The sequence below is a fragment of the Dolichospermum sp. UHCC 0260 genome (assembly GCF_009711985.1).
GTDB classification, from domain to species: domain Bacteria; phylum Cyanobacteriota; class Cyanobacteriia; order Cyanobacteriales; family Nostocaceae; genus Dolichospermum; species Dolichospermum lemmermannii.
Genome location: NZ_VIKZ01000061.1, coordinates 1 through 23,588 on the forward strand (window position 1 = coordinate 1; position 23,588 = coordinate 23,588).

General features: G+C 36.7%; 32 protein-coding genes, 2 tRNA genes and 1 pseudogene. 19 read left to right on the forward strand and 16 right to left on the reverse strand.

What is annotated here, in order from left to right; translation table 11 throughout:
• Both FJR08_RS19235 and FJR08_RS24300 read right to left on the reverse strand, forming a co-directional pair.
• A partial coding sequence (locus FJR08_RS19235; protein ID WP_174783164.1) for a ferric reductase-like transmembrane domain-containing protein occupies nt 1–488 on the reverse strand: 488 nt, incomplete at its 3' end.
• Nucleotides 489–1,239: 751 nt separating this feature from the next.
• Nucleotides 1,240–1,470, reverse strand: a pseudogene (locus FJR08_RS24300) (hypothetical protein).
• A 175-nt stretch (nt 1,471–1,645) separates the two neighbouring features.
• Between FJR08_RS24300 and FJR08_RS19250 the strand changes: the two are divergent.
• Nucleotides 1,646–2,776: an aldo/keto reductase gene (locus FJR08_RS19250; RefSeq protein WP_168634243.1), complete on the forward strand. Its 1,131-nt coding sequence runs from the start codon at nt 1,646–1,648 to the stop codon at nt 2,774–2,776.
• Nucleotides 2,777–2,805: 29 nt separating this feature from the next.
• On the opposite strand, the gene FJR08_RS19255 is transcribed toward FJR08_RS19250, so the two are convergent.
• On the reverse strand, nt 2,806–4,686 hold the full coding sequence (locus tag FJR08_RS19255) for a sodium:proton antiporter (RefSeq protein WP_168634244.1): 1,881 nt from the start codon (nt 4,684–4,686) through the stop codon (nt 2,806–2,808).
• A 497-nt stretch (nt 4,687–5,183) separates the two neighbouring features.
• Between FJR08_RS19255 and FJR08_RS19260 the strand changes: the two genes are divergently transcribed.
• The 3 genes from FJR08_RS19260 (at nt 5,184) to FJR08_RS19270 (ending at nt 7,534) form a co-directional block, all read left to right on the forward strand.
• Nucleotides 5,184–5,417, forward strand: coding sequence for a hypothetical protein (locus tag FJR08_RS19260; RefSeq protein ID WP_168634245.1), 234 nt, complete (start codon nt 5,184–5,186; stop codon nt 5,415–5,417).
• Nucleotides 5,403–5,475: transfer RNA gene (locus FJR08_RS19265), tRNA-Glu, on the forward strand. Before FJR08_RS19260 ends, FJR08_RS19265 begins: the two co-directional genes overlap by 15 nt.
• A 385-nt stretch (nt 5,476–5,860) precedes the next feature.
• Nucleotides 5,861–7,534: an AarF/ABC1/UbiB kinase family protein gene (locus FJR08_RS19270; protein WP_168634246.1), complete on the forward strand. Its 1,674-nt coding sequence runs from the start codon at nt 5,861–5,863 to the stop codon at nt 7,532–7,534.
• A 218-nt stretch (nt 7,535–7,752) separates the two neighbouring features.
• Here FJR08_RS19270 and FJR08_RS19275 read toward each other — a convergent pair whose 3' ends face one another.
• Both FJR08_RS19275 and FJR08_RS19280 read right to left on the reverse strand, forming a co-directional pair.
• The gene (locus FJR08_RS19275) at nt 7,753–8,253 is read right to left on the reverse strand and encodes an IS200/IS605 family accessory protein TnpB-related protein (RefSeq protein WP_254435806.1); all 501 of its coding nucleotides are present in this window, start codon (nt 8,251–8,253) and stop codon (nt 7,753–7,755) included.
• Nucleotides 8,254–8,400: 147 nt separating this feature from the next.
• Nucleotides 8,401–8,736: a ribbon-helix-helix domain-containing protein gene (locus FJR08_RS19280; protein ID WP_168634247.1), complete on the reverse strand. Its 336-nt coding sequence runs from the start codon at nt 8,734–8,736 to the stop codon at nt 8,401–8,403.
• A gap of 83 nt (nt 8,737–8,819) precedes the next feature.
• Here FJR08_RS19280 and FJR08_RS19285 point away from each other — a divergent pair, with 83 nt between their 5' ends.
• From FJR08_RS19285 to FJR08_RS19295, 3 genes are all read left to right on the forward strand, one after another.
• The gene (locus FJR08_RS19285) at nt 8,820–9,035 is read left to right on the forward strand and encodes a hypothetical protein (RefSeq protein ID WP_015078841.1); all 216 of its coding nucleotides are present in this window, start codon (nt 8,820–8,822) and stop codon (nt 9,033–9,035) included.
• Between the two features lie 99 nt (nt 9,036–9,134).
• Nucleotides 9,135–9,653: an HNH endonuclease gene (locus tag FJR08_RS19290; protein ID WP_148761764.1), complete on the forward strand. Its 519-nt coding sequence runs from the start codon at nt 9,135–9,137 to the stop codon at nt 9,651–9,653.
• Nucleotides 9,654–9,669: 16 nt separating this feature from the next.
• Nucleotides 9,670–10,065, forward strand: a complete 396-nt coding sequence (locus FJR08_RS19295) for an alr0857 family protein (protein ID WP_168634248.1) — start codon at nt 9,670–9,672, stop codon at nt 10,063–10,065.
• Here the strand turns inward: FJR08_RS19295 and FJR08_RS19300 are convergent, their stop codons facing one another.
• Nucleotides 10,066–10,917 (reverse strand): polysaccharide deacetylase family protein, encoded by an 852-nt coding sequence (locus tag FJR08_RS19300; RefSeq protein ID WP_168634249.1) that lies wholly within the window; start codon nt 10,915–10,917, stop codon nt 10,066–10,068.
• A 276-nt stretch (nt 10,918–11,193) separates the two neighbouring features.
• On the opposite strand from FJR08_RS19300, the gene FJR08_RS19305 reads away from it, so the two are divergent.
• Entirely contained in the window at nt 11,194–11,961 is a 768-nt protein-coding gene (locus FJR08_RS19305; protein WP_015078837.1) for a ChaB family protein, read from the forward strand.
• 217 nt (nt 11,962–12,178) lie between these two features.
• On the opposite strand, the gene FJR08_RS19310 is transcribed toward FJR08_RS19305, so the two are convergent.
• A tRNA-Leu gene (locus FJR08_RS19310) sits at nt 12,179–12,263 on the reverse strand.
• A 317-nt stretch (nt 12,264–12,580) separates the two neighbouring features.
• Here FJR08_RS19310 and ndhL point away from each other — a divergent pair.
• The 4 genes from ndhL to FJR08_RS19330 all read left to right on the forward strand — a co-directional run bounded on the left by ndhL (nt 12,581) and on the right by FJR08_RS19330 (nt 14,904).
• Nucleotides 12,581–12,790: an NAD(P)H-quinone oxidoreductase subunit L gene (gene ndhL, locus FJR08_RS19315; protein ID WP_080683924.1), complete on the forward strand. Its 210-nt coding sequence runs from the start codon at nt 12,581–12,583 to the stop codon at nt 12,788–12,790.
• Between the two features lie 26 nt (nt 12,791–12,816).
• The gene (locus FJR08_RS19320; protein ID WP_015078835.1) at nt 12,817–13,128 is read left to right on the forward strand and encodes a DUF3007 family protein; all 312 of its coding nucleotides are present in this window, start codon (nt 12,817–12,819) and stop codon (nt 13,126–13,128) included.
• Between the two features lie 64 nt (nt 13,129–13,192).
• Nucleotides 13,193–13,996, forward strand: a complete 804-nt coding sequence (gene trpA, locus FJR08_RS19325; protein WP_168634250.1) for a tryptophan synthase subunit alpha — start codon at nt 13,193–13,195, stop codon at nt 13,994–13,996.
• A gap of 239 nt (nt 13,997–14,235) precedes the next feature.
• Nucleotides 14,236–14,904, forward strand: a complete 669-nt coding sequence (locus FJR08_RS19330; protein WP_015078833.1) for a hypothetical protein — start codon at nt 14,236–14,238, stop codon at nt 14,902–14,904.
• A 256-nt stretch (nt 14,905–15,160) separates the two neighbouring features.
• Here the strand turns inward: FJR08_RS19330 and FJR08_RS19335 are convergent, their stop codons facing one another.
• The 9 genes from FJR08_RS19335 to FJR08_RS19375 all read right to left on the reverse strand — a co-directional run bounded on the left by FJR08_RS19335 (nt 15,161) and on the right by FJR08_RS19375 (nt 18,714).
• Nucleotides 15,161–15,499, reverse strand: coding sequence for a type II toxin-antitoxin system RelE/ParE family toxin (locus FJR08_RS19335; RefSeq protein WP_168634251.1), 339 nt, complete (start codon nt 15,497–15,499; stop codon nt 15,161–15,163).
• Nucleotides 15,492–15,722 carry a hypothetical protein gene (locus tag FJR08_RS19340; RefSeq protein ID WP_168634252.1) on the reverse strand — a complete coding sequence of 77 codons (231 nt, stop codon included), beginning with the start codon at nt 15,720–15,722 and terminating at the stop codon, nt 15,492–15,494. The genes FJR08_RS19335 and FJR08_RS19340 overlap by 8 nt, the downstream gene beginning before the upstream one ends.
• 37 nt (nt 15,723–15,759) lie before the next feature.
• On the reverse strand, nt 15,760–16,083 hold the full coding sequence (locus tag FJR08_RS19345; RefSeq protein WP_015078831.1) for a DNA-binding protein: 324 nt from the start codon (nt 16,081–16,083) through the stop codon (nt 15,760–15,762).
• Nucleotides 16,052–16,399, reverse strand: a complete 348-nt coding sequence (locus FJR08_RS19350) for a type II toxin-antitoxin system RelE/ParE family toxin (protein WP_015078830.1) — start codon at nt 16,397–16,399, stop codon at nt 16,052–16,054. The genes FJR08_RS19345 and FJR08_RS19350 overlap by 32 nt, the downstream gene beginning before the upstream one ends.
• A 98-nt stretch (nt 16,400–16,497) precedes the next feature.
• On the reverse strand, nt 16,498–16,665 hold the full coding sequence (locus FJR08_RS19355) for a hypothetical protein (RefSeq protein WP_015078829.1): 168 nt from the start codon (nt 16,663–16,665) through the stop codon (nt 16,498–16,500).
• Nucleotides 16,666–17,038: 373 nt separating this feature from the next.
• Nucleotides 17,039–17,212, reverse strand: a complete 174-nt coding sequence (locus FJR08_RS19360; RefSeq protein ID WP_015078827.1) for a hypothetical protein — start codon at nt 17,210–17,212, stop codon at nt 17,039–17,041.
• Between the two features lie 64 nt (nt 17,213–17,276).
• Complete coding sequence (locus FJR08_RS19365) at nt 17,277–17,489, reverse strand: type II toxin-antitoxin system HicB family antitoxin (protein WP_015078826.1); 213 nt, start codon at nt 17,487–17,489, stop codon at nt 17,277–17,279.
• On the reverse strand, nt 17,489–17,728 hold the full coding sequence (locus tag FJR08_RS19370) for a type II toxin-antitoxin system HicA family toxin (RefSeq protein ID WP_323294554.1): 240 nt from the start codon (nt 17,726–17,728) through the stop codon (nt 17,489–17,491). Before FJR08_RS19370 ends, FJR08_RS19365 begins: the two co-directional genes overlap by 1 nt.
• 17 nt (nt 17,729–17,745) lie before the next feature.
• Nucleotides 17,746–18,714: a lipase family protein gene (locus tag FJR08_RS19375; protein WP_168634253.1), complete on the reverse strand. Its 969-nt coding sequence runs from the start codon at nt 18,712–18,714 to the stop codon at nt 17,746–17,748.
• 96 nt (nt 18,715–18,810) lie between these two features.
• Here FJR08_RS19375 and FJR08_RS19380 point away from each other — a divergent pair, with 96 nt between their 5' ends.
• From FJR08_RS19380 to FJR08_RS23800, 7 genes are all read left to right on the forward strand, one after another.
• Nucleotides 18,811–19,023, forward strand: coding sequence for a hypothetical protein (locus FJR08_RS19380; RefSeq protein ID WP_015078823.1), 213 nt, complete (start codon nt 18,811–18,813; stop codon nt 19,021–19,023).
• Between the two features lie 58 nt (nt 19,024–19,081).
• Nucleotides 19,082–19,567, forward strand: a complete 486-nt coding sequence (locus tag FJR08_RS19385) for a type II toxin-antitoxin system VapC family toxin (protein WP_168634254.1) — start codon at nt 19,082–19,084, stop codon at nt 19,565–19,567.
• Nucleotides 19,554–19,748 carry a hypothetical protein gene (locus tag FJR08_RS19390; RefSeq protein ID WP_015078821.1) on the forward strand — a complete coding sequence of 65 codons (195 nt, stop codon included), beginning with the start codon at nt 19,554–19,556 and terminating at the stop codon, nt 19,746–19,748. Before FJR08_RS19385 ends, FJR08_RS19390 begins: the two co-directional genes overlap by 14 nt.
• A 54-nt stretch (nt 19,749–19,802) precedes the next feature.
• Nucleotides 19,803–20,132, forward strand: a complete 330-nt coding sequence (locus FJR08_RS19395) for a XisI protein (RefSeq protein ID WP_168493288.1) — start codon at nt 19,803–19,805, stop codon at nt 20,130–20,132.
• A 256-nt stretch (nt 20,133–20,388) separates the two neighbouring features.
• Nucleotides 20,389–20,790 (forward strand): hypothetical protein, encoded by a 402-nt coding sequence (locus tag FJR08_RS19400; RefSeq protein WP_168634255.1) that lies wholly within the window; start codon nt 20,389–20,391, stop codon nt 20,788–20,790.
• A gap of 41 nt (nt 20,791–20,831) precedes the next feature.
• Nucleotides 20,832–21,032: a pentapeptide repeat-containing protein gene (locus tag FJR08_RS24305; RefSeq protein ID WP_371415568.1), complete on the forward strand. Its 201-nt coding sequence runs from the start codon at nt 20,832–20,834 to the stop codon at nt 21,030–21,032.
• A complete protein-coding gene (locus FJR08_RS23800) occupies nt 21,025–23,481 on the forward strand; it encodes an SUMF1/EgtB/PvdO family nonheme iron enzyme (protein ID WP_254435807.1) in 2,457 nt (818 codons plus the stop codon). The genes FJR08_RS24305 and FJR08_RS23800 overlap by 8 nt, the downstream gene beginning before the upstream one ends.
• Nucleotides 23,482–23,588: the final 107 nt, after the last annotated feature.

Below are 23,588 nucleotides of genomic sequence, written 5' to 3' on the forward strand. Positions count from 1 at the left end.
GTCCAGCGTCCGAACATTTTATCTAAAATATGCCAGGGAAGTATAAACAAACATAGATAGGTTAAATTGTGTATTTTTTTCCAATTTTTTTGAAGTTTTCTAACACTTTCGTCATTAGATGTTATGGCTAAAATAGTGAAAATGATAATTGATGATAAGCCTTGAAAGTATTGGAGGCAAGTATTGAAATCTAAGAAATTTAAAGATTTTTGCCAAATCAATAATGCAGCGTGATTCCAAGCAAAACAAAAAGCAGTAACACCTGTGTAACGTCGGTTTTTCATCAAGCTTTTCCAAATATATTGTTGCTTATAAAAATTCGGAAAAAGTGTTTTTATTATAGTAGGAATAATAGTCAGCGAATAATATATTAAAGACAAAACACCAATAATATTTGCATAATCAATATATGGTATTAAAAAAAACACTGTGGCACTGAAAATGTAATTAATAAATACTAACGTGACAAAACCCAAAATGCCATTCATGTTGTTATGAGTTGTTATGAGTTTTTATGAGATAGAGGCTGCATTTCCAGATTCTTTAGATCGGACAATACGGTTTCATTTTTCCACAATTAGTAAGAGATAGCAATCTGTCTTAAGATAGTTGACAAAATTTTTTAGTAAGCTGTTACGCATTTACTTTTTTGCCCGAAAGCCTTACGGCAAGGACTCTAGGCTACGAAATATCAGATTTAGCTGCGTAACAGCTTATGGAATAAGTTTGTATAATTCCATCGGGCAGGATGCCCGCACCACAAGATTTAGCCCGGGTATTTATTCTGCATCTATCGTCAAAACTTGCTCATTTTCGCGTATATATGTGTAATTTGGGTTAATAAACAAAACCCAACAAAATCTTAGAAATGTTGGGTTTCACTTTGTTCTACCCAACCTACAATTATCTTTAACTGAAATCTATCGGTTTTAAGTCAATTTACTGATTTTAACAAAACAAAAAAAGGCAGATTATACAGAGTCTGCAATTTTTATTCAAGATTCCGATTGCAATATTATCGAACTGAGTCAATTTATGGAACAATGATTTTATTCTCCATGACAACAGTTACAATAGTTGCAGATTTGTATATGATTTTAGTGACCATATATTAGACATCTCCGGTAATTAAATGTGCGTGGTTTGAAACCCTTGTAGAGACGTTCTATAGAACGTCTCTACATTCATTTTCGGAGAGGTCTATTAGTTTCAATAATACTAATATATATTTGTTGTTTGCTATTGTCCTCGTCCTGGTTTGCAGTCTGCGAAACCTAATGCTTCGCTATCTAGGAAACTAGCGATTCTCTTTCAGAGACACTACGTGAACGCCATTTCAATAATAGCTTCTACTGGATAGTCAATTTCAACAGCACGGGCAATTAAAGCTGCTTTGATTTTTTCTGGCAAGCATTCTAAGATAATTTTAGCATCAGTAGCGGAAAGTTGCTCTAAAAGTTCTACTTGCATAATGTTACTGCTCACTTGGTATTTGAACGTTGTAAGGAAGTTCAGTAGCTCTGACAATAATTGCTTCTAATTCCAATAATAGCCCAGGATTTTCCCAATGAGAAATTATTGTCAAGATTTAGATTATATTTATTGATATATCTTCAATCAATTAGATAAGTCCTAGTTACCTGCTATGCAATATCGTCGTTTTGGTAAAACTAATTTACATCTTTCTGTTTTTTCTTTGGGAACAATGCGCTATTTAACTGATAGTGAAAATGTCCAACAGACCATTGAAAAAGCTTTATCTTTAGGAATTAATCATTTAGAAACAGCTAGAGGTTATGGTGATAGTGAAGCATATTTGGGTAAAGCTATAAAAGCTGGTTTATCAGTACCCCGTAATCAAATTTATATTACTACTAAAATTCCCCCAACACCAGATGCTGACACTATGCGTCGGTATATTGATGAATCTTTAAATCGCTTGAATTTAGATTATCTGGATTGTTTAGGAATTCATGGATTAAATACTTGGCAACATTTAGAATGGGTACAAGCTAAAAATGGCTGTATGCAGGCTGTGGAGGAAGCTATTAATGATGGGAGAGTGCGACATATTGGGTTTTCTACTCACGGTTCATTAGATGTAATTTTAGCAGCTATAAATACAGATTTATTTGAATTTGTTAATCTTCATTATTACTATTTTTTTCAACATAATGCCCCTGCAATTCAGTTGACAACAGAAAAAGATATGGGCGTTTTTATTATTTCTCCTGCGGATAAGGGCGGAAAATTATATACTCCACCCCAAACTTTAAAAGAACTCTGTTATCCATTCACACCATTAAATTTAAATTATCGTTTTTTGCTAAGTGATAACCGCATTAATACTTTGAGTATAGGACCAGCAAAACCAGAAGAGTTAGTAATATCTCCAGAACTTTTTGATTCTCAAAATGAATTAACTAAAGCTGAAATTGATATTTTTGAAAAATTAGAAAATCAGCAAAATGATGTTTTACTAACTGATAAATGTAGTCAATGTTATGATTGTTTACCTTGCCCAGAAAATATTCATATTCCCGAAGTTTTAAGATTACGAAATTTAGCCCTAGCTTATGATATGAAAGATTATGGAGAATGCCGTTATGGAATGTTTGAAAATGCCGGTCATTGGTTTCCAGGTATGAAAGCTAACCGTTGCACAGAATGTGGTGATTGTTTGCCCAAATGTCCAGAAAATTTAGATATTCCTACTTTGCTAAAAGATACCCATGAAAGATTGCAGGGGAAACCCGGGAGAAGATTATGGGGATAAATCCAAAATCTAAAATCTAAAATCTAAAGTTATTTAACTTTTACTTCTTCAACTTCTGCTAATGTTTCCATAGTTAGCGGTGTAGACTGACTAGCACCAGAAAGAAGTTTTAAAAGATTAGGACGGGAATCATATAATAGATAGATAATGCGATCGCCTATTTCCCATTCTTGAGTAGCCGACATTACCTGTAAACGTTCTTGTCTTTCTAACAACAGTGGTACTAAAATCCCATCTCGAATTTTTTCTTGTATATGTTCTTGTTGAGAGTCAAATTCTGCCGCATTTAATGTAGTTGTTCCCAATTTCACCTGTCCATTCATCAAATATTCATTCCAAGTTTTTACTGGTAAATCAGAAACAAAAGCTTGATCAACTTTACTATTCTCCGAAGGAGATCCTTGAGGATGTCGGGGGAATATAGCTAAAACACGGGGAGGATTAAATTCCTCAGCAGCCCGTTGAGCTAAAACAAAATTCACTTCACCATTACTGGTAATGGCTAAAAAAGTCCCCATCGAACCAATACCAGCTTCTTCCAGTATTTCCCCATCTAAAGCACTACTAGCAATCACTCGGAGATTTTGGGCTTCAGCTTGGGCTAAACGTTCCGGGTCAGTATCAATCATCACTACACTTTCTCCCCGTTCTTGAAAAAAGCGGGCAATTAATAAACCCAAAGGATTACAACCCACAATTACCGCCCCAGTTGCATCTTTAGAGGTAATTCGTAACCATTTAACCAACCAGCCAGCGGTTAAACCTTGGCAAAAAACCGTCATGATAATTGTCAAAAAGACTAAAGCTTTAATCGAATCACCACCATTAACGCCCCTCTGCGTCAGTAAAATCGCAAATAAAGACGCTACAGAGGCGGAAACTATGCCTCTGGGTGCAACCCAACTTAAAAATAGTTTCTGTCGCCAATTCAGATCACTATTCCAAGTACACAAAATAATGTTAATGGGGCGAACAACAAACATTAACACCAAAACGGTGAATAAACTCCCCCAACCTAAAGCCAAGACACTGGCAATGGATAAATCAGCCGCTAGGAGGATGAATAATACAGAAACGCTGAGAATTGTCAGTTGATTTTTAAAGCTTCGCAATAACCGCTCTTCGGGAACTGAAGAATTAGCAAACACCGCACCTGCTACCACTGTGGTCATAATTCCCGATTCAGAGCGAATCATTTGCGCTAGGGCAAACAACACCCATAAAACTGCCAGTACAACCAGATTTTTCAGTTCAAAGGAGATAAAATTGGCGCGTTTGAACATCCAACTCATTAAATATCCACCAACGCCACCAATGCCCGCACCCACAGCGAAACGTAAAATTAGACCAATAATCGCATTAATCGGGTCTGTATCACCATTTAAAATCGTATCCAGGACAACGTAAGCTAGGATAGCTCCCACTGGATCTATTAAAACTCCTTCGCCTTCTAATAGCGTTCCTACTTGTCTATCTACGTTAATTTGTTGAATTAATGGACCAATTACGGTCGGTCCGGTGACAACAACAATGGACGCATAAAGCACTGCTATATTCCACGGAAATTCGCCTAGCCAGTGCGCCGCAAGACTTCCCCCTAGTAGGGTGATCAGAGTTCCCAAGGTGACGAGTAACTGGAGACTGAGGGAAACTTTGCCCAACTCCTGCCGATCTAATTTGAGTCCTCCTTCAAACAAAATGATTGCTGTTGCTAGGGAAACAATCACTTCTAATCCTGTTCCTAGTAAATGGGGTTGTAATATTCCCAGCCCGTCTTTACCTAACAGGATGCCTAATAAGAGTAGTAACACGATGCTAGGTAATTTGAAATATGCAGCCATTACCTGGGCGCTAATGCCTGCAAAAACAGTGATCACCATCTGGAGGGTGATTTCAAAAGGTGCTTCCATGTTGTAGATTTTGAGCCATTGATTTCAAAATCCTCTCTAAAGAATCATAAATATTAACTTTACAGAAATATCTGGTAGGCGTAAAGCTCAGAGGCTAAAGCCTTGAGATATAAGCGACACGGGCAGTTCGACAAGCTCACTGACCACGGTTTTAACCGCATAGAGTTTCTTTTTGGCAGAGATAGGGAAAAGTTAAGTGGACTCGTTGAACCAAGAATCTCAGCGGATTTAGCCAGTGAGAGTGTCAAAGAACTATAGTGGCAAGTTTACACGCCTTGTAGCAGAAACTAGTACATCACAGCGTAAATAAAGCAACCATATTCAATCGCCAAAAAGCCTACTGTATATTAGTTTTGACTTTTGACTTTTGACTTCCGCCCTGCGGTACTAGTAGTTTGTCAAGATAAAAATGATGGACTGTAGTGTGAGCGTCTCGCTCACGCGGGCAAGACTTGTACTGAGCAAGCGATGCCCTGAGCCTGTCGAAGGGTCGAAGTATGCCCGCACTACCAAAAACCCGTCAAAATAAATTTGACAGACTACTAGAAATTTCTCAAGAATTTATTGTTTTTGGCAAAAGGACAGGGTTAATAGTCCAGAAATATTCCCTCTGCTCCTTACTTTGTGGCTTTTTCACCTCCTCTAAAAAAATCTTTCCAAAACCTCTTGACATTCTCAAAAAAACCCGCTATATTGTTAAAAGTGAAGAGAAACAAGCCCCCATCGTCTAGAGGCCTAGGACACCTCCCTTTCACGGAGGTAACAGGGATTCGAATTCCCTTGGGGGTATTATAAAAGGGATAGAAAAAGAATTTTTCTTTTTCTGTCCCTTTGATGTTTTTATGATTCCTGTGTCGGAATATTTACAAGATTTAATTTTGTTATTAGGTAGGGGTTTAGCAGTGCTAAACCCTTACAAATCCAGGTTTTTTGTAATCTGGCAAAAGTCCATTTCCCAACCGTGTTTAGTATGGAGAGTTAGACTATTGTGTTAATTGCTTATATATACCACAGGCTAATTACTACAAGATTAGTTTACAAGTCTTCATTGAGATGGTGTTTAATAATTTATACTATGCAGTGTAATTATTCAGGAGCTAGGAAAGAAATAGCCAACAATTACCGCTATATTATAAACAATTAATCATGGAAACATCAAATTTTGTTTATATTTATGATGGCAAAGTCTAAAAAGTTTCGTTGGCAAAAAACTAAATATTCTACCTTAGCCCGAAAAATAGACATTTTCAGGGCTGCGGCTAAATTTATGTTATTTCTGTGGTGGGATAGTATTTTTCCTCAAGATTCTTTAGAACATAAGAAAAACCGCGCTACTTGGTTTGTGAATACTTTAATTGATTTAGGTGCTACTTTTATTAAAATTGGTCAAACTTTGTCAACTCGTGCCGATTTATTGCCTTTAGAATATATAGAAGCTTTGGGAACTTTACAGGATCAAGTTCCGGCTTTTAGTAGTCAAGAGGCAATTAATATGATTGAATTAGAATTAGGTAAACCTCTACAATGTATCTATAAAGAATTTGAATTTAATCCTTTGGCTGCTGCTAGTTTAGGTCAAGTTCATAAGGCTACATTATACTCTAACGAAGAGGTGGTTGTTAAAATTCAACGTCCGGGTTTAGAGGCTTTATTTAATTTAGATTTTAAAATATTATTACAGTTAATTAAGTTTTGCAATAAATATTTGGCTGGGGTAAGAAAGTATAATTTACAATCAATTTACAATGAGTTCTTTGATTTGTTGTTTCAAGAAATTGATTATATTCAAGAGGGAAAAAATTCAGATAAATTCCGAGAAAATTTTCGTGGATATCCGCGAGTTATTGTCCCTAAAGTCTATTGGCAATATACAACAACGAAGATATTAACTTTAGAATATAAACCGGGAATTAAAATTAATGATAAAGCGGCTTTGGAAGCCTGCGGAATTAATATTCATCAGGTAAATGAAACGGGGATTTGTTGTTATTTAAAGCAACTATTACAAGATGGGTTTTTCCAAGTTGATCCCCATCCAGGGAATATGGCCGTCAATCCAGATGGGAGTATTATCTTCTATGATTTTGGCATGATGTCAGAAATCGGAACTTTGAATAAGGAGGAGATGATTAAAACTTTTTTTGCTATTTTAAAAAAGGATAGTAATGAGGTAGTAAATACTTTAATGAGGATGGGATTACTTGAACCTATCCCAGATATGACTCCAGTAAAAAGATTAGTCACGTTTTTATTAGATAAATTCACCGATAAACCTTTAGATGTTAAAGCATTGAGTGAGGTAAAAATTGAACTTTATGAAATGTTTGAACAGCAACCATTTCGCTTACCTGCTCAAATGACATTTATTTTAAAAGCTATAACTACATTAGATGGTATTGCCAGGACTTTAGAGCCTCAATATAATCCTACAGTATTATCCCAAGCATTTATCAAAAGTTTGGCAGTCACAAAAAGTAAAGGAAGTACAATCGCTCAATTAAGCCATCAAGCTAGGGATTTTATTCAATATCAACTGACAAAACCGAATAAAACCGAAGTTTTAGTTAAGAAATTAGAGGAAAGAATTGAAAGAGGAGAGTTACAATTAAGAGTTAAAAATGTTGAAAGCGATCGCATCTTAGGACAAATTTATCTAGCCATCAAAACCTTAATTTATGCTTGTTTAACAGGATTTAGTCTATTGACGGGGTTAATCTTAATCATCTCTAAGTATCATAATTGGGCGATCGCAATTTTTTGTGTATGTGCTTTTTGTCTATATTTATTAGTTAAATCGTTAATGAAATTAGCAGTGATAGAGAAAATAGAAAAAATGGGCAAAAAGTAGCTAAGTAAGGATTCAGGTCTAATGTCTTCCTTCTTCTTTTTTCCGACTCCTGACTTCTCCTATATCAGTTAATTGGTCGGAAAGATCGCATATCTCAGGCTTTGCATCCGAATTAACACGGGAAACCTGAATTAATCCAGGAAGTTTTAAATAAATCTAAAAATTAGTATTTTACCGCTCATAGAAATCTGGACAAAGCTACCTAAGGATAGACAATACTAGACAACTACGTTTGCAATCTTAGACCAAAGACCTAAGACTACAGGGATAAACGGCAATCCCTCTATCCCATTCATAAAGTTTGGGATTACTTTTCTAGCTATATTCATGCTTCCATTGGTATCAGCATTGATTATTTTACCACTGGAAGTTTTATATAAACCTCTTTTAATCCGTTTACCGCTAAAAGTAGGTTTACTATCTGATTTATCCTGGTAAACAGGCAGATTGTCACCATCTAAAGCACTAGCAATGGATGTGTAACTTTCTTCAGTAATTACAACTTCGATACCTGCTAACTTAGCCTTGTAAGACAACAAACTGATTAATTTAGCATGAGGGATTTTGGTAAATTGCTGGTTGTTCTTTTTCCCAATATTAATGTCTTGCTTCCATCCTAAATTATTGCCAATGATTAATTGACTAATATCATTTAACTGACACCAATCAATTACTCTGCGGGAAATGGCTTGAGCAAAAACAAATAGATATAAAAGCATCAAGCATCAGTGATGTCATAGAACGTATGGCAAGAGAAAACCTACCCAAAAAAGAGTAGGAAAGGGTAGGTTTGCCCAGAATTTAGCTGACAGTTTGACACCCAGTTACTAAGGTAGCGTCTGGGTAAAATTAACTAAAATTACCGACTAATCAAGCAAACTCTCAAGACTCAGAGGAACCATATCACCATTCCTCGTCAATCCCAATAACATTGACTGTTGTGATGCAATTAATTTACCTGTGAGGACACAACGCTCATCTTGTTGGGCTACAGCAGCAATACTAGCACGAATATCAGATTTAGAAAAACGCGGTTTCCACTCACCTGATTTTTGCTGGATATAATTCCAGAGAATATCTCGAATTAGAGACTGATATCCCTGATTACCAGCGATATCTTTAAGTTTCTCCTTGAGTTTCCGTTCTAGACGAATACTAGTAACTTCCATATCAGTTGTTGGGGTGCGTGTAATGGTCTGCATGATTTTTTCTCCTTATAGGTATAGACAGGATAGTAATACAAGTGTAGTATGTTTAAAGGAATGTTCAATAGGTGAAATTTTCTGTGAAATCCATTTATCCCATCTCTACCTCTTCACAAGCAACCAAACGCCTCGGCAGTTGGGAATTTGCTGCTGCGGACGTGGAGAATTTATTTATGGGCAAGGATAGCCAACATCAAGGGCAAAGAACAAAAGGCAATTATGATTTTAAATATCCCAGCATGAATTTGCTGAATACAAAACCACAAATAGAGATCAAACGCGGGAGGTACAGGTAAAGAAATGCTGTACCAAAATAAGACAAAACCATCAGGTCAATTGTTAACCCCCGCAGCGTCTAAGACAGAAGCGGGGGTTTTTTTATAAGGAGTTAGGCTGTGACAAGCGCAATCCAAGTATTAGAGCAATCTGTAGTCGTGTTTTCCCAGAATTACTTACCACTGTGTCGGATAAATATCAAGCGGGCGATAGTGTTGCTAGTCAGCAATAAAGCCGAACCATTAGAATTTTCGACAGAAGACGGTTGGTTAATTCACTCATCTCGATTTGTGCTGTCTGTACCCAAGCACATCCGCTTAACAATTGCTGCTACGGAACGAATGTGGAAAATTCCGCCAGTCAATCGTCGGGAGGTTTTACGACGAGATCATAGCAGTTGTCAATATTGCGGTACTAACAAACATCTCACCCTAGATCATGTTATCCCCCGATCTAAAGGTGGCCGACATACTTGGGATAACGTAGTCATAGCCTGCGAAAAATGTAACTCTCGCAAAGGCAATAAAACACCCGCTGAAGCTGGAATGCCTTTGCGGAAATTACCGAAAGCACCTATTCACCCAACGGTGATATTTGCTGAGAAGTTTTGGAATGATATGCAAGCAAACCTGGAATAACAGGAGAGCAAAAGGAATGCTGAAATTAACTTACACCAATAACAGTTTTTATTTAGAGTGTCTCACTCAATCTCTCGAAGAATGGGTAGCGCAAAGAGTGATTTTGGCACTGCGTGTCAGTCAAACTTTGCGGATTGAACCCACCACAGCTTCCTTTTTGCTACCTCTTAATTTGCCAGGAGTAGAAAGACTAAAAGCCGAAGTAAATCGCCATGATAGTGAAATTATGGGCTTATGTAACTGTGATCCTGAATACTTAGAAGTTAGCCTCGATGGTTCTTGGTTATCTGATGGTAATCATGATGCTGTCGGTGTATTTGTCACCACTATGAGCTACAGCACGGAGTTTTTTTTGTATAAACTTTGGCAAGAGTCTCAAATTTGTGCTTCTGTCGTCACTGAGCAAGGATGATCATGGCTGCATTTCTAAAAGTTCAGGAACTGTAACAAATCGGTAGCCTTGCTGTTTGAGTCCGCTGACGATTGCTGGCAAGGCTTTGACTGTTCTTTCCCGATTTCCGCCACCATCGTGCATTAACACAATTGCGCCGGGTTTAGCATCTCTGATCACATTTTTCACAAATACTTGATATTTTGCCCGCGGATCGGTGTCTGCTGAAGTCACTGACCACATAACAACGGAGTTTTTCTGACTTTTAGCATAAGCAGCTAATCCGTTGTTTAAATAGCCTCCAGGGGGACGGAAAAATGATGTTTTGACACCTGTTGTTTTATAAATAAGGTCATTTGTTTTTTCAATTTCACTTTTAGCTGTGGCTTCATCCATCTTTCGATACCAATGATGCCAAGTATGATTACCAATAGCATGGCCTTCAGCTACAACTCGTTTGGCAATTTCGGGATTTTCTTGTAAGGCACTTCCTACCCAAAAGAATGTAGCTTTTACATGATTTCGTTTGAGGATATCTAACATTTCTGCGGTGGTTTTTGGCCAGGGACCATCATCAATAGTTAAAGCAATTACTTTCTCTTTATTGCTGGGTTCAACTTTATAGATAGTTTTTGCTTGATATTTAGCTGGGACAGTAAAATCTAGGTTTTCAACTTTAGTTAGTAGTTGTGATTTGGGATTAATTTGATTAGTCGGAATGGCAACTTTTAAGGGTTCGCTATTGGTTTTTAATTGGCGTGGATTTGGGATGTTAGTACAAGCTGTAAAAGACAATGCTATTGCGGCAATAGCAATTACTTTTAGTCTTTTATTGTGGTTATTTGTGGGAAAGGAATTATAATTTTTGGGCATAAAGTTCTGTGATATATTCTACAGGTTGGGAAATTGAAATCTTCCAGAATTAAGAAAAACTTAGTTGGGTAAGGATTTGACTAAATCGGCAGTTAGAAACTGCATTTACAAAAGTCATCAAAAGCGGGGTTTCGCAACTTCTAGGATTTTTTTATTGGGATGAGATTTATCTATTGAATATTACAGCCAATTCTCTCTAAAGATTGATTAAGAAAATATTTAATTCAATTAGTATTTATAGGCACAGTCAATCATCACAGTAAAATGAGTGGACAAATGTCAGAAACATATCAAGCAGAGCGTACCATCTCATCTATATTTAAAGAACAGAAACAAATTGATGATGTAATTCATCGGTTACTAGATAGAGGCGTTTCCAGCGATTATATATCCGTCTTGGGCAGAAATTTTCAATCAGAAACCAGAATTGCTGGCTTTATTACTAAGCGGGATGTAATTTTGGGAGGATTAAGAACTGGGGCAATTTTTGGTTCTTTATTTGGTTCTTTCCTTAGTTTATTAACTGGTGTCGGTGTATTATTTATTCCCTTTGTTGGTCCAATTGTGGCAGCAGGTCCGATTGGAGCGATATTATTAGGGGCCGCAAGTGGAGCGCTCGCTGGTAGTGCTGGGGCAGGTTTGGTATCAGTTCTTACTGCCTTGGGGATGTCAGAAGACAAAGCTACGGTTTATCAAACCCGCTTAGAAGCTGGTGAATTTTTATTAATGATCGAAGTCCCGATCAATCGGAGTGGCGAATTTCAATTACTATTGGAAAGTTCAGGTGGTGAAGAAATTAATATCATTGGCAAAACACTACCTCATCCTTGTCCTGGAAAATGCAAAAATTCAGATGATTTATCTCCTGAAGTTCGCACCCATCTTTCACCAGAAGCTCAGAATATATTCATTGAACGCTATAATACTGCACTGAATGATAATATGGACAAGCTTACATCTGAACAAATGGCTTGGGATGAAGTTCATAAGCGATTTGATGAAGATGAAAATGGCGTTTGGTCAAAAGTTAAAGTTTTGCGATAGGATGTTCTTCTAAGAGAATTCCACAAAAAAGATGATCCAATTTTGTGGGATGGGCATCTTGCCCGTCCTTGTGTTGTTAGCGGGCAAGATGCCCGCACCACAAGAGATTTTGGGATATTTTTTTAATTGGAAGTCTCTAATTAGAAGTTCCTAAAATCTTTAAATACAAAAACGCACCAAATCAAAAGACTTGGTGCATTTTCGATTAATTTTTAGATGGGAGCGGGGGGGCTCGAACCCCCACGACCGTTTAAGGTCAACGGATTTTAAGTCCGTAGCGTCTACCATTCCGCCACGCTCCCGTAAGGTTATTTACTGTTTTTGAGGCAGTATTCACCCGCTTGTCTGTTATACCACTAATTGCTTTTTTTTGGCAAGTAGATTTTAAAATTTTATTTGCTAACGCTAATATTTGACATTTAGCACTGAAACAAAATTTTAAGTTAGCCATTTAGCTCACGCTTGATGACTGGAAAACACTATATCACAAGTTTCGATTTTTGGGCAATTTATTTTTGGGGGATGGAAAATAACAGAATTACCGATTTCCTCAAACCAGCCATTGGGCATATCATGGGAAGTGAATGCACCAAATATAGTTCAAATTGCGGTAAGGAATATGGTTGTAGCACTACTGTATCTGAGTTTGGCTGGCGCTTATTTGCTGGTAATCCCCATTGCTGTCTTTTTCTACTTGAGTTTAAGATGGTATACCTGTGGTTCTGTGGAACGGGTGTTTATGTACTTTTTAGTGTTCTTTTTCTTTCCGGGGTTGCTAGTTCTCTCCCCGTTTGTGAATTTGAACCCCCGTCCGCGAAAAATTGCTTAAATTAAGATTGGTAGGTCATAATTCTCATGCGACGTATTGACGCGATTGGTATTGGCTTCGGCGTTTTTGTCGCCGGTGGCTTGGCTTATGTGGGTTTGCAAGTAGTAGGTTTAGATAGTCAGAATGCTGGTATCTGGAGTCAAGTTTTCTTGATTGCTGGCTTAATTGGCTGGTTATGCACCTATCTTTTCCGCGCGATGGGGAATAAAATGACCTACCATCAACAACGGGAAGCTTATGAAACGGCTTTTTTGCAAAAGCGTCTGGATGAACTTTCTCCGGAAGAATTAGCTAAACTGCAAGCGAAGATTGAAGAGGAAAAAGAATCTCAGGTTTAGGGTTATTATTGTTCAGTGGTTTGTTGACAAATGACCACTGACCACTAACTACTGACTAGGTGAAATGACTGCTATTTCTCGTTGCTTTGAAAATTTGAGACGGAATCAAGAGTGCGCGTTGATTCCCTTTATTACGGCTGGTGATCCAGATTTAGAAACTACTGCTAAGGCCTTGCAGGTTCTTGATAATTCTGGGGCTGATATTATTGAGTTGGGTGTCCCCTATTCTGATCCTTTGGCTGATGGTCCGGTGATTCAGGCTGCGGCTACTCGCGCTTTGGCACGGGAAACCACTTTAGAGCAGGTGTTAGAGATGCTCAAGGGGATTAGTCCGAGTTTGCGATCGCCAATTATTTTATTTACCTATTACAATCCGATTTTATATCGAGGTGTTGATAAGTTCTTGGGGCAAATTAAAGATGCTGGGGTAGCAGGTTTAGTTGTGCCTGATTTGCCTTTGGAAGAGTCAGCAGGACTCATTAAACCAGCGGCGGAGATGGGAATAGATTTAACCTTATTGGTAGCTCCTACGAGTTCTCCTGAAAGAATAGAAGCGATCGCTCGCGCTTCCCAGGGATTTATTTATTTGGTCAGTGTTACTGGTGTCACGGGAATACGAACCCAAATGCAAACGCGAGTTGGTGATTTACTCCAACAAATTCGCAATGTTACAGATAAACCCATCGGTGTCGGGTTTGGGATTTCTGATCCTGAACAGGCGCGACAAGTGAAAGCATGGGGCGCAGATGCAGCAATTGTGGGTAGTGCCATTGTGAAACGACTGGCAGAAGGTACACCAGAGCAGGGATTAGATGCGATCGCTCAATTTTGCCAAAGTCTCAAGATAGCTATCAAAAATCCCTCTTAAACCCAAGGGAGAAATTGCCAAACAGTGTATTTTTTTGTTATTTTTTAGTGGACAATTTGACTATGATCGTCTTAAATAATAACAGCATATCTTAGGATAGACAAAAAAACTAACTGATACACTGGTTTATCTTGACCCTTAACTTAAATATACTATCAAAGTAGGCAAAAAATTATGCGTGTGAGAGTGTGTCAGTCACAACTGAGTTACTGTTCTGTAGTATTTGAGGGGTAACAGCAATGAGCGAAAGTATGGCATTTATTGGCGGAGTCGCGGTGGCTGGGTTAGCGGCTTTAGTCTTGCTGAAAGGAACAAATACCCCAATCCCATCGAATTTTGGTGTTAGCCCCCAAATGCCAGGGACAGTTATGGCTCCCCAGGTAATGCAGTATCCTCCCAATTACGGGCAACCTGCCTATTTTAATCAACCCACAACTACTCAACCCCCAACTGCTCCTAATTCTGATCAGCGTCTAGAAATGGAAAAGCTGAAAATGAATATGCAGCTAGAGAAGTTGAAAGCTGACAATGAACAACTCAAGTTACAAAACCAACAATTCCAGGTACAAGCTCAAAGCTTTACCCAACGGGAGTGGCAATTAGCACAACAAGCTAATCAACAAAAAATGGCGACATCATTACAACAACCTGAACAAAATAATTGGTGGTCTTCACCCATGCTTTGGGCTGTGGGTGGTGCGACGTTGACTATTGGTGGGGGGGTTGTTGTCGCTGGTGTTCTTTCTTTGTTTGCACCAAAACAGCGGGGTACTCGGACAGTTCAGGTGATTCATCCCTACAATGGACAAGCACCATCTTTAAATCCTGTCCGTCGGGCTGAGTTTTTACCCTCTTCTCGGATGGAATCTAGAAGGGTAGAAACGGCAGAATACGACGAAATGCAATAAGTTGTTGGGCTGAATAGTTTAGACATTGAGACGGCAAAAAACCAAAAATCAGAATGCAATTAGTGGGGTTAAGTATTAAACTCCACTTTTTGGGATTTCTGAGGGTAAAACAAACTGCATTAAAATCTTCGTCCTTCTTCAATCATTTCACGAATTAAGTTTTTGTTTTTATTCATAAACCTTAGAGGATGTTTTAAAAGTTTTTAATGTGGAAACAGACCCCTCTCCAAACCTCTCCCCTACCAGGGGAGAGGCTTTAAAAACCCCATTCCCTTGTAGGGAAGGGGGGAAGGGGGGTTAGGTTTTTGGAGATTATGGGTTTCATATAATACTTTTCAAACAACCTCTTAGAACGATGAGCGATAGTAGTTACTATAACCTGATTGTTTGTATCATCAACCTGGTAAGTTACCCTATATTCACCGATACGATAACGGTAATATCCTGATAAATTACCTTTAAGGGGTTTAATATTAGGATGAAACCGGGGATTTTGTTCTAGCTGTTCAAAGCACCTTGCTAATTTTTTCGCCAAACTTTGTGTTGCTGAAACATAAATTTTCTCAGCTTCAGCAGATAAAACAATATTATACATCAGACCTGATATTTCTCCAATTTTTAACTCGACCTTCAGCTATATCTTGTTTACCTCTTTCAAAAGATGCGATAAAACCAGGAATATCAAGTAGTTCTTGGGTAGCTAATTCGCTTTCTTTATCTGCTAGATAAGCTAAAAATTCGGCAACTATTTTTAAATTATCTGGAGATAGCTTTTCTAAGTTGTAGTTTATTTCTTGACGCAGTTGTGAGGTGTTCATAATGTTAATTATGGTTTTTTACTATTTTATAACAGATTTATTCTTTAGGTACTAAAGCAATGCGATAACCCAAAGCATCTAAAAATTCAATTAAGGTGTAAATTTCATTTCCGGCATTTTCTGATAATAATTGATCAAGTTTTTCATAACGTTCTTTCGCTATTTCTGAGAGATTATTAGCCAATATTCTCGCCTCAATAATATCTTTTAAACCAGCCCTAAGTAATTCTGGTTCACGTCCTTCTTCATCTAATTCTAAAAAAACTGCTAGATAAGCTGTAGCGTGTTCTTCATTTTGAAGAGAGGAAATGAGATAATCATGGTAACTGCTAGTTAGTGGTATTTTTACTTCTGTTGTCATAATCTCTCCAGTATTGTTTAGCTGTTAATATATCTTGTTCTTGGGTACTTTTATCTCCACCACAAAGAATTATTACTATTTTTGACCCAATTTGTCCAAAATAGATCCGGTAGCCTGGTCCATAGTCAATTTTTAGTTCACAGACTCCTTCTCCAACTGTGCGGTAGTTTCCTAAATTACCTAACCTAACTCGTTCGAGTCTTTTTTCTATTTTAACTATAGCTTGCATATCTTTGAGATCATCAAGCCATTCTGCAAATAGGTTTTTTCCATCTGGTGTGATATAGTTTTGTACTTCTCTTGGTTGTGCTTCCACTTTTGGTTTGTTAATACTGCATAAATTAGTTTACTGGAAATTGTTTTTTCTGTGTAGAGAGTGGAAGGTAAAGTAATTTGCTAATTAACTGCATCAATTCATACATTATCTTTTTCTGCATCATGCAAATTAGAAATATAAGCTGGAAGTTTACCAAAATTAATTCTTTCTACATATTTAATGGCGCGATGTTCCTCTAATGAGGTTTGAATTAAAGTATTTATTAACAACCGAAATTTATTAACATCTGCTTGAGATAATTTCATGAAGCTAGTGGTCTGTCAAGCTAAAAATTGTGAGATTGAGGGAAAATAGAGAGGCTATTAACTGTAAACCTCATCCATAAATAGAAATTTGATAGACCACTAGTTATAGTTATAGATACCCATTACTGTCAATTTAACGTAAAACCGATATTCCAACTGGGAATGAATTCCCAGTCTCATAGCAAAAGTCATCTAAAGATGACTAAATAACCAAAAAATTTTTAACTTTTTGAGTTTACTTTAGTAAACTTTAGCTATTAGCCTGTAACTTCAGTTACAGGCGGGTTAAGAAGCAAATCAGATAAGCTATCTGTTATAAATATAATAGTTGCTAATCCAATGATCTGGTTAGCAGAAGCTACCAATGATATAGCTAATGGTACAGAAATTCAATTGCTTTTCTATGTTTAATTGTGGTAGTTTCTGTATTATCTAATGGTTGGACAACTACCAATACTTCTACAGATTTATCTTTAAAATCTGTATGGGTTTGAATTTGCAATATACCATCTGTACCGATATGCGCCAGCAATTTCATTGTTTCCATTTTTTACCACCATTCTTAGGGACAGGTTGCCAATTTCCGTATTTATTCATATCTATATTACTACTTAAATTAAAACTTCAACTTCCTGAGCGATACTTGTAGGTTGAGGAATTGGTAAACCTAACTCTATTAAACCTTCTATATGAAATTCTATGGATTCTACAATCATTTGTTGAACTTCTGCTAATGTTTCAGCCACGGCTATACAACCGGGTAAGTCGGGAACATAAGCACCATAACTGGTATTTCCTTTTTCAATTACTACTGTATAACGCATTATTCGTCCTCCAATTGAGCTTGTCTCCAAATACTTTTTAGTGTACCAATGGGTACGTCAATATTAGGTTTACCGGAAACTGTAACAGTACCAAGTTTATCAGGATGTTTAAACTGACGATGACTTCCTCTAGTTCTTGCTAAATACCAACCATCAGCTTCTAGTCGCTGAATCACTATTCTTACTTTCATATTAACATCTATTTGTACAGGTGAAATTTCTGTTATGGATTTTCTCATCTTTCATCATCTCTATTTTAATCTTCATCATCATGCAAACTAGAAATATGAGGTGGAAGTTTACCAAAACTAATTCTTTCTACATATTTAATGGCGCGATGTTCCTCTAATGAGGTTTGAATTAAGGTGTTTATTAACAAGCGAAATTTATTAATATCTGCTTGAGACGGTGATTTTAATTGTGTAGCTAGTAAACTGGAAATTTGCAATATCAATTGAAGATTAGGTAAGTTAGTTTCGGTTTGTTCAATGATTTCATACTTTTTATTAAGACAATATTCATTACCTATATGAGAATAATCAGCCAGTGTTTTTAATAGTTCTGGTTTCCAATTAATAATTACTTGTTTGATTCCTGGGATTTTATTTAATAAAACAGTGATGATTTTCGGTAAATCAGGAATGAAATCACCGATATTTCTAAATCTATAGATGGGAGTATCCAAAATTAATTCTATTGTACTAACTGGTGGTGCGCCAAATATATAAGTTTCTAATGTATAAGGTGCAATAGGTTTTAATTCAGTTTCACTAATTCGTTTAGTAATTAATGTAGCCGCAGCACCGCCTAAACTATGTCCGGTTACGAAAATATTTTTATTGGCGTTTTCTTGTCTTTGGATAAAGTCTTGTAATTGTTGCCAAAAACTTTTAACATAAAGATTAAAACCGGAGTGAATTGCTTCTGAATTGGGGAATGCTAGTAAGTTAAAGAAGTAATCATCTAATCTTTCTGTACCTCTAATAGCAATGACAATATCATTTTCTGTGGATAGGAGTAAACCACAACAAACTAATTCATCCGTATCACTTAAAGGACGTGGTGCTGAGATAAATTCTATGGTTTGATATGGTGGGAAAAATGATGGAGAACCTGTTTTCAGGATATCGCTAACTATATCATTTCCTTGTTTATAGGCGACGTAAGCGAGTTGAGAAATACAAGCCATTTCTAGGGTGCGTTGTCTGTCGGTGGATGTTTTCATGTTGGTTAAAGAAGTAAATGTTTGATTTTATTTGTGCAAAATAGATATGGTAGCTCAATCTATTGTATAATCAACTATGTAGCTCGCTGATAAAATATGCAAGATACCCTAACCATTGCCATTACTCCAGAACTTAAAGCAGCACTTTTAGAAATTACCCAAACTGAAGGTATATCTGCTGATAGTTTAGTCGGTAAAGCTATTGAGGACTACATCTTTACCCACAAATTCCGCGCATTGCGTTCTGACTTGATGCAAAAGAATGAAACAGTTTACACAGATGAGGAAATTTTTGAGCTAATTTCATGAAGCTAGTTATAGATACTAATAATTAATGATAATTTTTGTAAAACAATGTTCTAAAAATATGAATAAACAATATAGAATATATTTAGATGTTTGTTGTCTTAATCGTCCTTTTGACGACCAAACTCAATGGCGAATTAGGCTAGAAACTGAAGCAATTTTAGAAATTATCAATCATTGTCTATCTGGAAAATGGCAATTAGTCAGTAGCACAGCTTTAGAATTAGAAATCGCCAGAACTCCAGATATAAGCAGAAGAGAACAAGTACAAAAAGTCTTAACAATAGCTCATGATAAGATTTTAGTCACAGAAGAAATTACTCGACGAGCGATAGAATTAACAACCTTTAATATTAAAAATTTTGATGCTTTTCATCTGGCTTGTGCTGAAAATAACGCTGATATTTTTCTAACTATTGATAGCCGTCTATTGTCAAAATCATTAAGCTATAAGGATAATATAAATATAATAGTTGCTAATCCAATGATCTGGTTGGCAGAAGCTACTAATAATATTGTACAAGGAGGAGAAAATGACCCCAATTGAACTATATAGAAAAGGATTTAAAGCTCTTGTAGATGCTTTAGGATATGTTGACGCTATCAGATTTATTCGTCAATTTGATAATGGTAGTGGAGACTATACAGAAGAACGTCATCAATGGTTAGATAATGTAACAATGGATGAAATACTAGCCAATATTAAGAAACATCAAGAAACTATCTAGGGGAAAAAGATCAATAGGTTTTAATTTTTGATTCTTTAACCCAGGAGATGTTTTATGGAAAGAATAAATTACTCGCAAATTATTCAAGATATTTTAAGCAATCATTCTACCAATGATATAGCTAATGGTACAGAAATTCAATTGCTTTTTGATACGCAACGTCATCATTATCAAGTATTAAATATTGGTTGGAAACAACAAATTAGAACCTATGGGGTGATCATTCATGTTGATATTAAGGATGATAAAATCTGGATACAAAGAGATGGTACGGAAATTGGTATTGCTAATGAATTAATAGCTGCTGGTGTCCCTAAAGAAGATATTGTTTTAGGATTTCATGCTCCTTATAAACGGCAATTTACAGGTTTTGCGGTGGGATAATAAATACTTTGAGTAAATTATTTGTTGATGTTAAAAATCGGGAATCTTTTCGTGGGTTTTAAGATCCTCGACTTCTAGCATGAATTAATCGTTTATAAATAAGATTGAAACCAGAAGTCGGGGATTTGGAGGTGTGGTAAATATTCCCGGCTTCTGTTTGATTTACCGAAAATTGTAACTGGATCAGGTTTATATTGACGTATTACCTTGAAAATAGTATTATCTTCCGTGTAGATGGTAATAAGCAGTAAATTTTATGTCAGCAGAATTTTCTACCCCAGACAGCTTATGGATTATTACAGAAGAAGTGGCAGAAACCTCAACGACGACTATTGGCGCTAGAGGTAGTCATGATACAGGTGGATTATTGGGAAGTAAAACTACTGAGGAACAAATAATAGTCACTAAAGAAAAAGACAAAGTAGTAATTACTAGGCGTAAAGTTGAGGTAACAAAACTCAAGCAGGAAATGAGGGGATTTATACAAGCTATGCGAGAATGTTTAGATGAAGCTGATACCGATGACTCTAAAATCCGCCTAGACGAAGTGGAAGTTTCTGTAGAAGTCAATGGGGAAGGACAACTGAGTTTATTCGGAACAGGCGGAAAAGTAGGCGGTAAAGGTAGTCTGACATTTAAATTCAAGCGACAACCATAGATTAAAATATATCTGAATTAAAATAGACCTCTCCGATAAAGATTGTAGAGACGTTCCATGGAACGTCTCTACAAAGAACGTCTCTACAAAGAACGTCTCTACAAAAAACGTCTCTACAAAAAACGTCTCTACAAAAAACGTCTCTACAAAAAACGTCTCTACAAAAAACGTCTCTACAAAAAACGTCTCTACAAAGGTTTCAACTCACGCATATTGAATTTTCGGAGCTTTCTAATGGGTAAGAATTGGGCAATTAGTATTGGCATTAATCAATATGACAACCTGCAACCCCTAAACTTTGCTAAACGGGACGCAGAAGCAATGGCCGCTTGGTTTCGGGAAGAAGCCAAATTTGATCAGGTGTTTTTGTTTACAGCGGACTCTCCACCCATTCCCGCTAATACACCAATTCCCACTCAACCAATTTACGGACGAGTGCGGAGATTTTTGCAAGCACAATTTGAACAACCTCTATTAAAACCAGAAGATAATTTATGGTTCTTTTTCGCTGGACATGGTATGCGTCATGCTGACAAAGATTATTTAATGCTTGCAGATAGTGATCCTGGTGCTATTGAACAAACAGCTATTTCCGTTGAATACATTACTGAAAGATTGCGTCGTAGTCGTGCTGATAATGTAGTTTTGTTATTAGATGCCTGTCGAGAAGAAAGTAGTCGTAGCGGTTTAGGAATAGGTGAAGAAAAGCATCAAGGAGTAATTACTTTTTATTCCTGTGCTGCTAACGAAAAATCTTGGGAAATTGCCGAATTACAACATGGTTCATTTACACACACACTATTAACAGGTTTAAGATTACATGGTGAAGCTAATTGTGCCACTGTGGAACGATTAGATAGATATATTAATTCTTTCGTTCCTCAATTAAATATTAAATATCAAAAGCCAAGACAAAATCCTTATCTCAAGGCAGAACCGCCATATAAAATGTATTATATTTTGTTAGAGCAATCTGCTACGCTTAAAGATGTTGAATCATTAAAATTACAGGCATCCTTATCTGAAAATTCTGGAAATTTTGAGTTAGCAGAACAAATATGGATTAGAGTTTTAGGTGTGTCCCGTGCTGATTTAGATGCAATATCGGCTATTCAAAGAATTGCAATTAAAAAGAATAATTCAACACCATTACCAATTTCTCAACCTGTTGGTAATTCTGAATCTCCTGGTTCATCTAGAAGTGGGGATACTATGTCATCTACACAGATACTTGAACTTGCTGAAAAGATTAAAGAAAATAATCGCAAACAAGAGGAATACCGACAGGCTGTTTTAAAAGAAGTTGAACAACAGTTTCCTCTAAATCAAAAAAGTATTGATAATTTAGCTAATTTACAAAGATCCTTGCAACTCAGTGAAGAGGAAGTATCAGGAATAAGACAACCAATTTTTATTCAGAAAGAAGCAGAATATAGAAAACGCGAAGAAGAAGATAGAATCAGAAAAGAACAAGAGTCCAAAAGAATTCGTCAACAACATCAGCAAAATTTAGAGCAGTATGAAGAGGCATTTTTAACAAAAATTGAAAGAGAATATCCCCTTCGTCAAGCAAGTATAAATAAGTTTAAAAAACTACAAAACTCTTTCCAACTCAGTAAACAAGAAATATTGCAAATAGAACGGCCAATTATTGCTAAAAAAGAAGCTGAATATCAAAAACTTCAGGAGGAAAATAGAAAAACATCTGGAAATCCTTCAGGGTCAAACCCACCTCCTATAAAACGCAGACAATTTTTAATTTATGCTGGTTTAGGAGGAACAGGTTTAGTTACTACTGTTGTATTTAGTCAGATATTGAAGCCTACAGTACAACCTAAACAAGTACAACCTAAACTACTTGAATTATTAACATTTACATTTACAACTAAAACAGTTAACAAAACAGGAAAAATAGTTAATCAAGAGAATCATCAAGCTAAATATTTTAAAGAAGATTTGGGGAATAATATCACCCTGGAAATGGTACAAATCCCTGGTGGTTCTTTTAAAATGGGTTCACCAGAATCAGAAAAAGGTAGGTATGAAAGTGAAAGTCCACAACATGAGGTAAATGTACCTGCTTTTTCTATGGGTAAATTTGTTGTGACTCAAGAGCAGTACCAACAAATCATGGGTAACAATCCTTCTCATTTTACCGAAAAAGGAGCAAAACGTCCTGTAGAACAAGTGTCTTGGAATAATGCTGTAGAGTTTTGTCAAAAGTTGAGTGAAAAGACAGGACGGGAATATCGTCTACCCAGCGAAGCAGAATGGGAATATGCTTGTCGTGCGGGGACGACTACACCCTTTCATTTTGGGGAAACGATTACAACTGAGTTAGCTAATTATGATGGAACTTACATCTATGCTTCTGAGCCAAAAGGTAAAAATCTTGGACAAACAACAAATGTATATAGTTTTTCCCCTAATGCTTTTGGATTATACAATATGCACGGCAATATCTGGGAATTGTGTCAAGACGATTGGCATAATAATTATATAGATGCGCCTAAAGATGGTAGTGCTTGGACAAGTCCAAGCGGTAATGTAAAGGCGATGCGGGGCGGGTCTTGGATCCACAATCCTCGAAACTGCCGTTCTGCGTCTCGCAACGGCGACGTTAGGGACGTGCGCGACTACATCGACATCATTATTGGTTTTCGTGTTGTGTGTGCTGTTGGGAGGACTTAGTAGCCCTTTGCACTATTGCGCTTTTGCCCTTTTTCCTTCTTTTCTTTCCCCTTAATAGCGTAGTGTAACGGAGCGATCTAAAAATTTTTATTTGAAGTGGCGTTAGC